The organism is Erwinia sp. INIA01, from assembly GCF_025947915.1.
GTDB lineage: Bacteria > Pseudomonadota > Gammaproteobacteria > Enterobacterales > Enterobacteriaceae > Erwinia > Erwinia coffeiphila.
This window is the reverse complement of the sequence record NZ_JAPDNC010000007.1, coordinates 29,605-43,284: the sequence shown is the minus strand read 5'-3', so window position 1 is coordinate 43,284 and position 13,680 is coordinate 29,605. Positions and strand designations below refer to the sequence as shown.

At 53.4% G+C, this 13,680-nt stretch carries 12 protein-coding genes; 8 read left to right on the top strand and 4 right to left on the bottom strand.

The features are described from left to right. Positions 1-4 precede the first annotated feature (4 nt). Positions 5-1,510 carry a dGTPase gene (gene dgt / locus OMR58_RS13595; protein WP_200563055.1) on the top strand — a complete coding sequence of 502 codons (1,506 nt, stop codon included), beginning with the start codon at positions 5-7 and terminating at the stop codon, positions 1,508-1,510. 146 nt (positions 1,511-1,656) lie between these two features. Then, positions 1,657-3,096 carry a serine endoprotease DegP gene (gene degP / locus OMR58_RS13590; protein WP_200563054.1) on the top strand — a complete coding sequence of 480 codons (1,440 nt, stop codon included), beginning with the start codon at positions 1,657-1,659 and terminating at the stop codon, positions 3,094-3,096. Positions 3,097-3,197: 101 nt separating this feature from the next. On the opposite strand, the gene OMR58_RS13585 is transcribed toward degP, so the two are convergent. The 4 genes from OMR58_RS13585 to map all read right to left on the bottom strand — a co-directional run bounded on the left by OMR58_RS13585 (position 3,198) and on the right by map (position 8,385). Beyond that, a complete protein-coding gene (locus OMR58_RS13585) occupies positions 3,198-3,590 on the bottom strand; it encodes a DUF3461 family protein (protein WP_105595436.1) in 393 nt (130 codons plus the stop codon). A 334-nt stretch (positions 3,591-3,924) separates the two neighbouring features. After that, positions 3,925-4,749: a 2,3,4,5-tetrahydropyridine-2,6-dicarboxylate N-succinyltransferase gene (gene dapD / locus OMR58_RS13580; RefSeq protein ID WP_105595437.1), complete on the bottom strand. Its 825-nt coding sequence runs from the start codon at positions 4,747-4,749 to the stop codon at positions 3,925-3,927. Positions 4,750-4,845: 96 nt separating this feature from the next. Beyond that, a complete protein-coding gene (gene glnD / locus OMR58_RS13575; RefSeq protein ID WP_264546192.1) occupies positions 4,846-7,503 on the bottom strand; it encodes a bifunctional uridylyltransferase/uridylyl-removing protein GlnD in 2,658 nt (885 codons plus the stop codon). Positions 7,504-7,590: 87 nt separating this feature from the next. After that, positions 7,591-8,385: a type I methionyl aminopeptidase gene (gene map / locus OMR58_RS13570; protein WP_200563050.1), complete on the bottom strand. Its 795-nt coding sequence runs from the start codon at positions 8,383-8,385 to the stop codon at positions 7,591-7,593. Here map and OMR58_RS13565 point away from each other — a divergent pair. From OMR58_RS13565 to ispC, 6 genes are all read left to right on the top strand, one after another. After that, positions 8,373-8,567, top strand: coding sequence for a hypothetical protein (locus tag OMR58_RS13565; RefSeq protein WP_146114203.1), 195 nt, complete (start codon positions 8,373-8,375; stop codon positions 8,565-8,567). The two genes, map and OMR58_RS13565, sit on opposite strands and share 13 nt — an antisense overlap. A 186-nt stretch (positions 8,568-8,753) precedes the next feature. Further along, complete coding sequence (gene rpsB, locus OMR58_RS13560) at positions 8,754-9,479, top strand: 30S ribosomal protein S2 (RefSeq protein WP_105595440.1); 726 nt, start codon at positions 8,754-8,756, stop codon at positions 9,477-9,479. A 199-nt stretch (positions 9,480-9,678) separates the two neighbouring features. Then, positions 9,679-10,530: a translation elongation factor Ts gene (gene tsf / locus OMR58_RS13555; RefSeq protein ID WP_105595441.1), complete on the top strand. Its 852-nt coding sequence runs from the start codon at positions 9,679-9,681 to the stop codon at positions 10,528-10,530. A 157-nt stretch (positions 10,531-10,687) separates the two neighbouring features. Beyond that, positions 10,688-11,413, top strand: a complete 726-nt coding sequence (pyrH, locus tag OMR58_RS13550; RefSeq protein ID WP_105595442.1) for a UMP kinase — start codon at positions 10,688-10,690, stop codon at positions 11,411-11,413. Positions 11,414-11,659: 246 nt separating this feature from the next. Then, a complete protein-coding gene (gene frr, locus OMR58_RS13545) occupies positions 11,660-12,217 on the top strand; it encodes a ribosome recycling factor (RefSeq protein ID WP_105595477.1) in 558 nt (185 codons plus the stop codon). Between the two features lie 149 nt (positions 12,218-12,366). Next, a complete protein-coding gene (ispC, locus tag OMR58_RS13540; RefSeq protein ID WP_264546191.1) occupies positions 12,367-13,572 on the top strand; it encodes a 1-deoxy-D-xylulose-5-phosphate reductoisomerase in 1,206 nt (401 codons plus the stop codon). Positions 13,573-13,680 lie beyond the last annotated feature (108 nt).

The window sequence follows — 13,680 nt, the reverse complement described above, 5'->3', positions numbered from 1 at the left end:
CCGGATGACCGGGATCGACTTTCGCAAAAAAATTAACTGGCAGCGCTGCTATCGTCCCTATGAAGGTGAGAAGGACGAGCACGAGATCCTGCGCATTTTTGAAAGCGATCGCGGGCGGATCGTTAACTCGGCGGCCATTCGTCGGCTGCAGCAGAAAACCCAGGTCTTTCCGCTGGAGCGCAACGCCGCGGTACGAACCCGGCTGACGCACTCGCTGGAGGTGCAGCAGGTGGGGCGCTATATCGCCAAAGAGGTGCTCACCCGACTGAAGGAGCAGGGGCAGCTGGAACAGCTGGGGCTGTCGCAACTGACCGGGCCGTTTGAAAGCATCGTCGAGATGGCCTGCCTGATGCACGATATCGGCAACCCGCCGTTTGGTCATTTCGGCGAGTCGGCGATTAACGACTGGTTCCGCCAGCGGTTGGATGCTGACTGGCAGCCGCAAAGTGCCACTGCCGATCGCTGTGAGGTGGCGGTTTTACGCAGTAAAGAAGATGGCCTTGACCCGCTGCGTGCAAAGATTCGTCAAGATTTATCTCACTTCGAAGGTAATGCGCAGGCGATCCGCATGGTACATACGCTGATGAAAATGAATCTGACGTGGGCGCAGGTCGGCTGTATTTTAAAATATACGCGCCCCGCCTGGTTTACCGGCGATATCCCCGTCAGCCATCGTTATTTGATGAAAAAGCCGGGGTATTATCTCGCTGAAGAAGAATATGTCGCAAATTTGCGGCAGGAATTAGATTTAGAGCCACATTGCCGTTTCCCACTGACCTATATTATGGAAGCGGCGGATGATATTTCTTACTGCGTTGCCGATCTGGAAGATGCGGTAGAAAAAAATATTTTTACCGTTGAGCAGCTTTACGAGCATTTATACCGGCTTTGGCCGAAACATCAGTCCGATGACCTGTTTTCTGAGGTGATTACCGTTGCGCTGGAGAAGTCGCGCAGAACGCCCGCCGACCGTTGCAACGAAGACCAGTTCTTTATGTATTTACGGGTGAATACCGTTTCTCGCCTGGTGCCGCATGCTGCAAATCGTTTTATCGATAATCTTCCCGAGGTCTATCACGGCGAGTTTAATGAAGCCCTGCTGGAGGACGGCAGCCCGCACAGCCTGCTGCTGGATATCTTTAAGAAAGTCGCTTTTCGCCATGTTTTTAACCATCCCGAGGTGGAACAGCTGGAGCTACAGGGATATCGCGTGATCAGCGGGCTGCTGGATATCTACCGTCCGCTGCTGCTGCTGACACAGCAGGAATTTAGCGAGCTGGTTGAAAAAGATTATCTGAAAGGATATCCGATCGAAACGCGGCTTTTTCATAAGCTGTCTACCCGTTTCCGCCAGGCCTATAATGAAGCGGTTGAACGGCTGGATAAAACTCCCGCTGAGACCGAAATCTGGGAATATTATTATCGCGCCCGCCTGTTGCAGGATTACATTAGTGGAATGACCGATCTGTATGCCTGGGATGAGTACCGCCGTTTGATGGCGGTAGAATAAAAATGCCAGTGATGAGTTTTGTAAAGATGCACAATAATTTTTTACTTTTCATCAATATTCAAACATGAACTTCGCGCTAAAAAATTAATCTCAATGACACGACCGCAGCAATGGTTACTTAACTGAATCACTTGAGAATCCAACGAATGAAAAAAACAACGTTAGCACTAAGCGCACTGGCCTTCAGCATTGGACTGGCAATGAGCCCTGTTACCGCCAGTGCCGCTGAAACCGCGTCATCAACAACCTCCACTCAGCAGCTGCCAAGCCTGGCACCGATGCTGGAAAAAGTGATGCCTTCCGTGGTCAGCATTAATATCGAAGGTAGCACCACAGTGCGGACTCCACGCCTGCCGCAGCAGTTCCAGCAGTTCTTTGGCGATAATTCTCCGTTCTGCCAGGACGGTTCGCCATTCCAGAGCTCGCCAATGTGCCAGGGCGGTCAGGGCGGTGCGGGCGGTGATGATACGCAGCAGCAGAAATTCCGCGCGCTCGGTTCCGGTGTGGTGATTGATGCCGCTAAAGGCTATGTGGTGACCAACAACCACGTGGTGGATAACGCCACCAAAATTCTGGTGCAGCTGAGCGATGGCCGTAAGTATGACGCGAAGGTGATTGGTAAAGATCCGCGCTCTGATATCGCGCTGATCCAGCTGAAAGATGCCAAGAATCTGACTGCAGTGAAAATTGCCGATTCCGACAGCCTGCGAGTAGGTGATTATACCGTAGCTATCGGTAACCCTTACGGTCTGGGTGAAACCGTGACCTCGGGCATCGTATCCGCGCTGGGCCGCAGCGGCCTTAACGTAGAAAACTATGAGAACTTTATTCAGACCGATGCCGCCATCAACCGGGGTAACTCCGGCGGTGCGCTGGTTAACCTGAACGGTGAACTGATCGGGATCAACACCGCGATCCTGGCACCGGACGGCGGTAACATCGGTATCGGCTTCGCTATCCCAAGTAATATGGTGAAAAACCTGACCAGCCAGATGGTTGAATTCGGCCAGGTGAAGCGCGGTGAGCTGGGTATTATGGGGACCGAGCTGAACTCTGAGCTGGCGAAGGCGATGAAAGTCGATGCTCAGCGCGGCGCGTTCGTCAGCCAGGTGCTGCCGAAGTCTTCTGCGGCGCAGGCTGGAGTGAAAGCCGGGGACGTGATCGTTTCTCTCAACAACAAGCCAATCTCCAGCTTTGCTGCACTGCGTGCTGAAGTGGGATCGCTGCCGGTGGGGACCAAGATGGAGTTGGGTCTGATCCGTGATGGCAAACCGCTGACGGTCAACGTTGAACTGCAGCAGGGTGCGGGCGTGAAGGTAGATTCCGGCACGATTTACACCGGTGTTGAAGGGGCTGCACTGAGCAACTACGACAGCAAAAATGTTAAAGGCGTGAAGGTGGATAGTGTGAAAGCCGGTTCGGCAGCGGCGCGTATTGGCCTGAAGAAAGACGATATCATCCTCGGGGTTAATCAGCAGCCTATTACCAATCTGGGCGAGCTGCGTAAAATCCTGGATGCCAAACCGTCCGTGCTGGCGCTGAATATTCAGCGCGGTGATAGCTCTATTTATCTGCTGATGCAGTAAGCGCAGAATAACGGCCGGCTATCCGGCCGTTTCTGATGGGCAATAAAAAAACGGTGCTAATAAATAGCACCGTTTTTTTTAATTCTGCCGAACGGAATAAATTAGCGACCGCCGCGGGTCAGCTTATCCAGGTCAGATTCAATCTCAGCGATTTTATTGGATACCACGCTTTCCAGATGACGCAGATCGTCCAGGATTTTGCGTTTCAGATCGACTTCAACCTGATCGCGCTGGCAGATCTGATCCAGTTCATCAATCACGTAGCGCAGATTCGGGCTGATTTCCTGAATCTCTTTATAACCCTGGCTGGCGTTATCGGCCACTACGGTTTTGCGCTGGCGCGGATATTTGAATTTTACGCTTTTGGCAAAAAACTCGCCTTTATCCTTACGGAAATAGATTTTCAGGATGTCGTTATTCGCTTCCTGGCGCAGGCTGTAGCGATCGATATCTTCAGGCGATGTAATACCCAGACCTTTTAAATTGTCATACATAGCATCGGTTCCTTATAAGTTAGGTGGCGATCCGGCTGCGCGTTGTGACTACTGCGTTGTGCAGAGCTGGCCTTACCTACGTATTTTATACGCTCTGGTGGCTGCGCGCTTACGCCTTGTCTTCACTTAGCTCGTGTGTTTCAAACTACGGTGTATCCGAAGGATGCATCTGAAACAGTCAGGATCGTTTAAATTTAATACTGGAATTAACTGGCGCGGATTATACGCCTGGAATGTGCGCAATATCACTATCTGATGAAAGGCAAAAAAGCGGTTGTGTAACGGAAAAGCGTAAAGAAAAAATTACGGGCCGCCGCAGCGGCCCGCAGATAAATCAGTCGATGGTACGCAGCAGCTCGTTAATACCGACTTTGCCACGGGTTTTCGCGTCAACTTTCTTCACGATCACCGCGCAGTACAGGCTGTAGCTACCGTCTTTAGACGGCAGGTTGCCGGAAACCACTACGGAGCCAGCAGGTACGCGACCGTAGTGAACTTCACCGGTTTCGCGGTCATAGATTTTGGTGCTCTGGCCGATGTAAACGCCCATGGAGATCACTGCACCTTCTTCCACGATCACGCCTTCAACGATCTCAGAACGCGCGCCGATGAAGCAGTTATCTTCAATGATGGTTGGGTTAGCCTGCAGCGGTTCCAGTACACCGCCGATGCCCACGCCGCCTGACAGGTGAACGTTTTTACCGATCTGCGCGCATGAACCCACGGTCGCCCAGGTATCCACCATTGAGCCTTCATCAACATAAGCACCGATGTTGACGTAAGACGGCATCAAAACGGTGTTGCGGGCGATGTATGCACCCTGGCGTACTGCGGCCGGTGGTACAACGCGGAAGCCTTCTTTTTTGAAACGCGCATCGTCGTAGTCAGCGAATTTCATCGGAACTTTGTCGTAGTAACGGCTCTCTGCGCCATCAATTACCTGATTGTCATTGATGCGGAAAGAGAGCAGAACGGCTTTCTTCAGCCACTGATGCGTCACCCACTGGCCGTCAATTTTTTCTGCTACACGCAGGGCACCGCTGTCCAGCAGGGCGATAACCTGGTTAACCGCTTCACGGGTAACGGTGTCAGCATTCGCTGGGGTGATGTCAGCACGGCGCTCAAAGGCCGCTTCAATAACACTCTGTAACTGTTGCATGGTTTCTGCTTTCCTGGTTCTGCCATCCCGTGAAACCGCATAACAATGCGGTTTATAAGGCATTGCGGGGTGGCGAGGTTAAAAAGTAAATCCGGGTCACACTTTATCGTTTGGATTAAGGGCCTCTGTCAACCGTTGTTGCAGCACTTCGCGCATTTCTGCATCTAATGCCCGCCGATCGCTGTTAGCAAGGATAAATAAATCCTCTACCCGTTCCCCAATCGTACTGATCCGCGCTCCGTGCAGCGAAATATTCAGGTCGGCAAACACTTCCCCTACGCGGGCAAGTAATCCTGGCTGATCGAGGGCGATGAGTTCCAGGTAGGTGCGGCGATCGGTGTGGGTTGGCAGAAAATTAACCTCGGTATCGACATTAAAATGCTTCAGCCGCGCCGACTGACGACGGGCACGCGGAGGCTGCCAGCTGCTCTGGGTGATTGCCTGCTCCAGCGCGTGGCGGGTCAGCTCATGCCGATCGGCCGACAGCGGGCTGCCGTCCGGCTCCAGCACGATAAACGTATCCATGGCCATGCCGTCGCGGCTGGTAAAGATTTGCGCATCGTGAACGCTGAGGTTGCGGCGATCCAGCTCACCGGCAACGGCGGCAAACAGATACGGGCGATCCGGACTCCAGATAAAGATCTCGGTGCCGCCGCGCGTTGCCTGTGGGCTGACGAGGATCAGCGGCTGGTCGAGATCGTGCTTCATCAGATGGCGAGCGTGCCAGGCCAGCTGATTCGGCGTGTGCCGCAGGAAGTAATCCGCGCGGCAGCGCCCCCAAATCTGATGCAGTGCCTCTTCGTTAATATTATCCATCCGCAGCAGGGCCAGCGCCTGCAGGCGGTGGTGGCGCACCCGCTCGCGCAGGTCAGGGCTGTTTTCCATGCCCCGACGCAGCTGTTTCTCAGTAGCGAAGAACAGCTCGCGCAGCAGGCTCTGCTTCCAGCTGTTCCACAGGGTTTCATTGGTGGCGCAGATATCGGCGACGGTCAGGCAGACCAGATAGCGCAGGCGGTTTTCGTTCTGCATCACTTCGGCAAACTGCTGAATAACGGTCGGGTCCTGAATGTCACGGCGTTGGGCGGTGACCGACATCAGCAGGTGGTGGCGCACCAGCCAGGCAACCAGCTGGGTTTCTCGCGAGTTCAGGCCGTGCATCTCAGCAAACTCCAGCGCATCCTGCGCGCCGAGGATCGAATGGTCGCCGCCGCGTCCTTTGGCAATGTCGTGGAACAGGGCGGCCATCAGCAGCAGCTCCAGCTGCGGCAGGCGCGGCCACAGCTCTACGCAGAGTGGATGAAGAGAGCGGGTTTCTTCATGAGCAAAGCTTTCCAGCTTTTGCAGTACGCGAATGGTGTGTTCATCAACCGTGTAGGCATGGAACAGGTCGAACTGCATCTGGCCGACAATGTTGCTCCACTGGGGCATATAGGCCCACAGCACGCTGTGGCGATGCATCGGAACCAGCGCCCGACTGACCGCCCCCGGATGGCGCAGAATCGACATAAACAGCTCGCGCGCGACAGGGATGGTGCACAGAGGCTGTTTCAGATTGCGCCTCGCGTGGCGAAGATGGCGTAGCGTAGTGGAGTAAATACCGGTGATTTTTGGTGTGCGCACCATGGTATAAAACATGCGCATAATCGCTTCCGGCTCGCGGTTGAACAGCGTTTCATCGCGCAGGTCGATCAGTGAACCGCGCAGCTGGAAATTATCGTCGATCGGCCGCGGCTTTTCATCGGTCGGCAGGGCCAGAATCGCTTCATCAAACAGCTGTAGCAGCATCTGGTTCAGTTCGCCCACCCGACGGGTGACGCGGAAGAAATCCTTCATCATGCGCTCAACCGGCTCATTGCCTTCGCCCTCGTAGTTGAGGCGGCGGGCAACGTTAAGCTGGCGGTCAAACAGCAGGCGGTTATCGTAGCGGGTCAGCGTCAGGTGCAGGGCGAAGCGAATCCGCCACAGAAAGCTCTGACACTCATTGAGTTCATTGCGTTCGGCCTGAGTTAAAAAGCCAAAGCCGACCATCTCATCCAGGGACGTTGCGCCAAAGTGGCGGCGCGCAACCCACAGCAGGGTGTGAATATCGCGCAGGCCGCCGGGGCTGCTTTTGATGTCTGGCTCAAGGTTATAGCTGGTGCCGTGATAGCGCTTATGGCGCTCCTGCTGTTCGCTAATTTTTGCCGCGAAGAAGCGGTCGGAAGGCCAGAAACCATCGCTGAAGACGTTTTTCTGCATCTCCAGAAACAGTGCCAGATCGCCGGTCAGCATGCGCGACTCAATCAGGTTGGTCGCCACGGTCAGATCGGACAGCCCCTCCAGCAGGCACTCTTCCAGCGTGCGCACGCTATGGCCGACTTCAAGCCGGAGGTCCCACATTAGCGTCAGCAGATCGCTGGTACGCTGTGCGTCAGTATCGGAAAGCGGTTTGCGGCTGAGGATCAGCACATCAATATCGGAGAGCGGGTGCAGTTCACCGCGCCCGTAGCCGCCGACCGCAACCAGGGCGATACCTTCTTTTTCCGGGAAGCCAAAGAAGCGCCAAAGACGGCGCAGCAGCCGATCGATGAACAGCGTGCGTGCGGCAATCAGGCTTTCCGCATCCTGGCCTGCATCGAAGGCTCCGGCCAGATGTTGCTGAAAGTTATCCAGATGAGTCTTCAGGAATTCGCGATTGATTTCAGCATCTTCCCAAAGTATGGGCGACTTGGTTAAAATTTTCAGCGTGCTGGCATCGGTCACATCTTTATTCATTTCACCGCTCCGGACAGATACTGCAGACATTAAAAAAGCCGGCGGGTGCCGGCTTCAGACTCACTGTAAGGGTCGATTTTACGGCGATTAGCCTTCGTGCGTCAGAACGGACGGAAGGGTTTCATCTTTACGCAGCGTCATAATTTCGCAGCCGTTTTCCGTTACTACAATAGTGTGTTCATACTGCGCGGACAAGCTGCGATCTTTGGTTTTTACCGTCCAGCCGTCTTTCATCGTACGAATGCGGTAGTCACCGACGTTGACCATCGGTTCAATCGTAAATGCCATGCCAGCCTGCAGTACTACGCCGCCGTCATCAGCATCGTAGTGCAGAACCTGCGGTTCTTCATGGAAGCCTTTACCGATACCGTGGCCGCAGTATTCACGTACCACCGAGAACTGCTCGGCTTCAACAAATTTCTGAATTTCACGGCCAAGGGCGCGCAGACGAATGCCCGGCTTAACCATGCGCAGCGCCAGATACAGGCTCTCCTGGGTGACACGGCACAGGCGTTCGCCCTGAATAGTTGGTTTACCAACGATAAACATGGTGGAGGTATCGCCGTGATACTCATCCTTGATGACCGTCACGTCAATGTTGACTACGTCGCCATCCTTCAGGATTTTTTCATCGCTTGGGATACCGTGGCACACCACTTCGTTGACCGAAATACATACCGATTTCGGGAAGCCGTGATAGCCAAGGCAGGCGGAAACGGCCTGCTGCTTGTTGACGATGTGCTCGTGGCACAGGCGGTCCAGCTCTCCGGTGCTTACGCCGGGTTTAACATAAGGTTCAATCATCTCAAGAACTTCGGCTGCGAGGCGACCGGCCACGCGCATTTTTTCGATTTCTTCAGGTGTTTTAATTGAAATTGCCATTCATTAAGTCCGCATTTGTCGTCATTTTCGACAATAATAAAGAAAGTGCTGCAATGGTAACAGCCCGTCCGGACGCTGCCAATTGTCGTTTATGGCGATGCTTGTTCGCTATTGGTATGGGTGATGCAGCGCAGCGCAAAGCGGCAACAACTATTGGCGTCAACGGCTGCTTTATGGTATAAAGCGCGCCGACGATTCTTTGTTCGGTGGATTTCTCCCCGTCTGAGAACGCGAAAATCTCACTTTGTGTAAATAACACACACGTATCGACACCTTACTCCGGGGTGCCCAAAAGCGTTAACGCTTTTGTGGTCGGTTGTATGGGATACGTGGAGGCCTAACCCCAATCAATCTATTTAGAGGTAATCATGGCAACTGTTTCCATGCGCGACATGCTCAAGGCTGGTGTTCACTTCGGTCACCAGACCCGTTACTGGAACCCGAAAATGAAGCCATTCATCTTCGGCGCACGTAACAAAGTTCACATCATCAACCTTGAGAAAACTGTACCAATGTTCAACGAAGCTCTGGCTGAGCTGAACAAGATCGCTGCTCGTAAAGGCAAGATCCTGTTTGTTGGTACTAAGCGCGCTGCAAGCGAAGCGGTAAAAGATGCTGCTCTGAGCTGCGACCAGTTCTTCGTTAACCACCGCTGGTTGGGTGGTATGCTGACTAACTGGAAAACCGTTCGTCAGTCAATCAAACGTCTGAAAGATCTGGAAACTCAGTCTCAGGACGGTACCTTCGACAAACTGACCAAGAAAGAAGCGCTGATGCGCAACCGTGAACTTGCCAAGCTGGAAAACAGCCTGGGCGGTATTAAAGACATGGGCGGCCTGCCAGACGCACTGTTTGTTGTTGATGCAGATCACGAACACATCGCTATCAAAGAAGCAAACAACCTGGGTATCCCAGTATTTGCTATCGTTGATACCAACTCTGATCCAGACGGCGTTGACTTCATTATCCCTGGTAATGACGATGCAATCCGTGCTGTTAGCCTGTACCTGACTGCAGTGGCTACCACTGTACGTGAAGGTCGCTCTCAGGACCTGGCTCAGCAGGCAGAAGAAACCTTCGCCGAAGCTGAGTAATAAGGCTTGCTCTTAACAGAGCCCTTATCAATCAGATGTAAATCTGTAAGGGGCCAGAATGGCCCCTTTATTTTTTCGACTTCGCTTTGCCGTTTGTCACAATCGGCGAGGCAGAATGTATCTCCCGAGAAATAGACATGTGATGTGGACTTGCCCGATGGCGAGCTGCAGCAGATGCTGACTAACCGAGGATTAGAGAATGGCTGAAATTACCGCTGCTCTGGTAAAAGAACTGCGCGAGCGTACTGGCGCTGGCATGATGGACTGTAAAAAAGCACTGACCGAAGCGAGCGGCGACATCGAGCTGGCGATCGAGAACATGCGTAAATCTGGCGCGATCAAAGCCGCTAAGAAAGCAGGCAACGTTGCTGCTGACGGCGTGATCAAAACCAAAATCGTTGGTAACTACAGCGTGATTCTGGAAGTTAACTGCCAGACCGACTTCGTTGCTAAAGATGCTGGTTTCCAGGCGTTCGCTGATAAAGTGCTGGATGCCGCAGTTGCTGGCAAAATCACTGACATCGAAGTGCTGAAAGCACAGTTCGAAGAAGAGCGTGTTGCGCTGGTTGCTAAAATCGGTGAAAACATCAACATCCGTCGCGTATCTTCTCTGGAAGGCGAAGTGCTGGGTAGCTACCTGCACGGCGCACGTATCGGCGTTCTGATCTCTGCTAAAGGCGCAGACGAAGAGCTGGTTAAGCAGCTGGCAATGCACGTTGCAGCAAGCAAGCCAGAATTCGTTAAGCCAGAAGACGTTTCTGCGGAAGTGGTTGAGAAAGAGTACAAAGTTCAGCTGGACATCGCCATGCAGTCCGGTAAGCCGAAAGAAATCGCAGAGAAAATGGTTGAAGGCCGCATGAAGAAATTCACCGGCGAAGTTTCTCTGACCGGCCAGCCTTTCGTTATCGACCCAAGCAAAACCGTGGGCCAGGTTCTGAAAGAGCACAATGCTGACGTTGTTAACTTCATCCGCTTTGAAGTGGGCGAAGGTATTGAGAAAGTTGAGTCTGACTTCGCAGCAGAAGTTGCTGCCATGTCTCAACAGTCTTAATCGCGATAAAGGAACCGCCAAACGGCGGTTCTTTTTTGCCTGCCTCTGGCGCAGCGCAATTTCAGTCTCATCCCAATAGCATTCTTCTCCTGCTTCCAGGATGATACCGCACAGTTTATACCCCTTTTTTCGATGATTGCTTCCAGGAAAAAACACCATGGCGACTAATGCAAAACCCGTATATCAACGTATCCTGCTGAAACTGAGTGGCGAAGCACTGCAAGGCGCAGAAGGCTTTGGTATTGATGCCAGCGTTCTGGATCGCATGGCTCAGGAAGTGAAAGAGCTGGTTGAACTGGGCATTCAGGTGGGCGTGGTCATCGGTGGGGGGAACCTGTTCCGTGGTGCAGGCCTGGCACAGGCCGGCATGAACCGCGTTGTTGGTGACCACATGGGTATGCTGGCAACCGTGATGAACGGCCTGGCAATGCGTGATGCGCTGCACCGCGCCTATGTGAATGCTCGCCTGATGTCGGCAATCCCGCTGAACGGCGTTTGCGACAACTACAGCTGGGCAGAGGCGATTAGCCTGCTGCGTAACAACCGCGTAGTGATTTTCTCTGCCGGTACCGGCAACCCGTTCTTTACCACTGACTCTGCAGCCTGCCTGCGCGGCATCGAAATCGAAGCCGATGTGGTTCTGAAAGCCACTAAAGTGGATGGCGTTTATTCTGCGGATCCGGTGAAGAACCCGGATGCAACGCTGTACGAACAGCTGACCTATACTGAGGTGTTGGATCAGGAACTGAAAGTGATGGATCTGGCCGCCTTTACGCTGGCGCGCGATCACCAGCTCCCTATCCGCGTGTTCAATATGAACAAACCTGGCGCACTGCGTCGCGTAGTGATGGGCGAAAAAGAAGGCACGCTGATTACGCATTAATATCAGTCTGCATTTAAAATGGTTAAGATAAGGTATATTCTGCCAGTCAGGGTTATCCTTCATACTCTAAATAATTCGATCTGCGGCAAAGCCGTTAATCTGCGGGAGCACCGATAACGGTGTGACCGGGGTGAGTGGTTACAGCAAACGCACCTGCAGCTTGAATTATGACGTGTATACATATATTTGAACGGCTTCCGGCGCTGCCGGTTGCTGGTGGATCAAACAGAATCCAAGGGTTTCAACGTGATTAACGACATCAAGAAAGATGCAGAAGTACGCATGGATAAATGCGTAGAAGCATTCAAAAACAACATCAGTAAAATTCGTACCGGCCGCGCATCGCCGTCTATTCTTGACGGTATTATGGTCGAATACTACGGGTCTGCGACCCCGCTGCGCCAGCTGGCGAGCGTCACAGTCGAAGACTCCCGCACGCTGAAAATCAACGTGTTTGACCGCTCAATCAGCAATGCGGTTGAAAAAGCGATTATGTCTTCTGACCTTGGTCTGAACCCAATGTCTGCGGGCACCGATATCCGTGTTCCACTGCCAGCGCTGACGGAAGAACGTCGTAAAGATCTGATTAAAATCGTTCGTGGTGAAGCAGAGCAGGGGCGTGTGTCCGTGCGTAACGTGCGCCGTGATGCCAACGACAAAGTCAAAGCGTTGCTGAAAGACAAAGAAATCAGTGAAGACGATGACCGTCGTTCACAGGAAGACATCCAGAAAATGACCGATGTTGGCATCAAGAAAATTGATGCTGCACTGGCCGAGAAAGAAGCGGAGCTGATGGAATTCTGATTTCATCATGATCCGATGAAACGCCGTACAGATCGCCTTTCCTGGGAACGGACGATCTGGCGGCGTTTTGCATTTACTCATTCCCCCAAAGAGCGGTTTTGCCTTTCCCTGGTTGCCGCCTGTGACGGGTCACTACACAGAGCAGCCTCATGAAGCAATTGACCATTCTCGGTTCGACCGGTTCAATCGGCACCAGTACGCTGGCCGTCATTCGTGCTAATCCTCATCTGTTTTCCGTCAGGGCACTGGTTGCCGGGCGTAATGTTGAACTGATGGTTGAGCAGTGCCTGGAATTTCGCCCCACTTATGCCGCGATGTCGGATGAGCAGGCGGCGGTAGAACTGCGCCTGCGTCTGCAGAGCCTTAATGTGAAGACGGAAGTGCTGAGCGGCGAGCAGGCGGCCTGCGATCTGGCCTCGCTCAATGATGTCGATCAGGTGATGGCAGCGATTGTCGGCGCGGCGGGTTTACTGCCGACCCTGGCAGCCATTCGCGCCGGTAAGCAGGTGCTGTTGGCAAACAAAGAAGCGTTGGTGACCTGCGGACGTCTGTTCCTTGATGCTGTCAGCGCGTCAAAAGCTCAGCTTTTACCCATTGATAGTGAACACAATGCTATTTTTCAGAGTTTGCCTGCTTCCTTACAGCAGCAGTTAGGGTACGCTTCTCTCGAGGAAAATGGCATCGACAGCATTATCCTCACGGGGTCGGGTGGCCCGTTCCGTGATACACCGCTGGCTGAACTCAGCCGCGTTACGCCAGATCAGGCGTGTGCACATCCGAACTGGTCAATGGGAAGAAAAATCTCCGTTGATTCGGCCACCATGATGAACAAAGGCCTGGAATATATTGAAGCCCGCTGGTTGTTTAACGCCACGGATGCGCAGATGGAAGTCATTCTGCATCCGCAGTCCGTTATCCACTCAATGGTTCGCTACCGTGACGGCAGCGTGATTGCACAGCTGGGGTCACCGGATATGCGTACGCCAATTGCCCATGCGATGGCGTGGCCGGAGCGCGTTAACTCAGGTGCTCAGCCGCTGGATTTCACCCGTATGAAGGCACTCACTTTTGCGGAGCCGGACTACGCGCGTTATCCGTGCCTGAAACTGGCAATCGATGCGAGTCTTGCCGGACAGGCTGCGACTACCGCGCTGAATGCGGCCAATGAGATCGCCGTTGCGGCGTTTCTTGCATCGCAAATCCGCTTTACCGATATTGCAGCACTCAATGTTGCGGTACTGGAAAAACTGTCAAGCCAGGAGCCGCAGAGTGTAGAGGCGGTGCTCGCTATCGATCGCGAAGCGCGTGCACTGGCGACGTCACTGGTACCTCGTTTTTCTGCTCACCCGGCGTAACGCGATTTCGCGAACCGCCATTTGTGGGCATCGGGAGGAGATGATATAGTCTCCGCCCACCGAACAGAGGTACTACGTGATAAAGCGGATGAGTTAACCCTTTTTGCA

Bases quoted from the DNA above. Each gene is read 5' to 3' on its own strand.
- dgt (WP_200563055.1), top strand. From the start codon at position 5: ATGACCGGGATCGACTTTCGCAAAAAAATTAACTGGCAGCGCTGCTAT.
- degP (WP_200563054.1), top strand. From the start codon at position 1,657: ATGAAAAAAACAACGTTAGCACTAAGCGCACTGGCCTTCAGCATTGGA.
- OMR58_RS13585 (WP_105595436.1), bottom strand. From the start codon at position 3,590: ATGTATGACAATTTAAAAGGTCTGGGTATTACATCGCCTGAAGATATC.
- dapD (WP_105595437.1), bottom strand. From the start codon at position 4,749: ATGCAACAGTTACAGAGTGTTATTGAAGCGGCCTTTGAGCGCCGTGCT.
- glnD (WP_264546192.1), bottom strand. From the start codon at position 7,503: ATGAATAAAGATGTGACCGATGCCAGCACGCTGAAAATTTTAACCAAG.
- map (WP_200563050.1), bottom strand. From the start codon at position 8,385: ATGGCAATTTCAATTAAAACACCTGAAGAAATCGAAAAAATGCGCGTG.
- rpsB (WP_105595440.1), top strand. From the start codon at position 8,754: ATGGCAACTGTTTCCATGCGCGACATGCTCAAGGCTGGTGTTCACTTC.
- tsf (WP_105595441.1), top strand. From the start codon at position 9,679: ATGGCTGAAATTACCGCTGCTCTGGTAAAAGAACTGCGCGAGCGTACT.
- pyrH (WP_105595442.1), top strand. From the start codon at position 10,688: ATGGCGACTAATGCAAAACCCGTATATCAACGTATCCTGCTGAAACTG.
- ispC (WP_264546191.1), top strand. From the start codon at position 12,367: ATGAAGCAATTGACCATTCTCGGTTCGACCGGTTCAATCGGCACCAGT.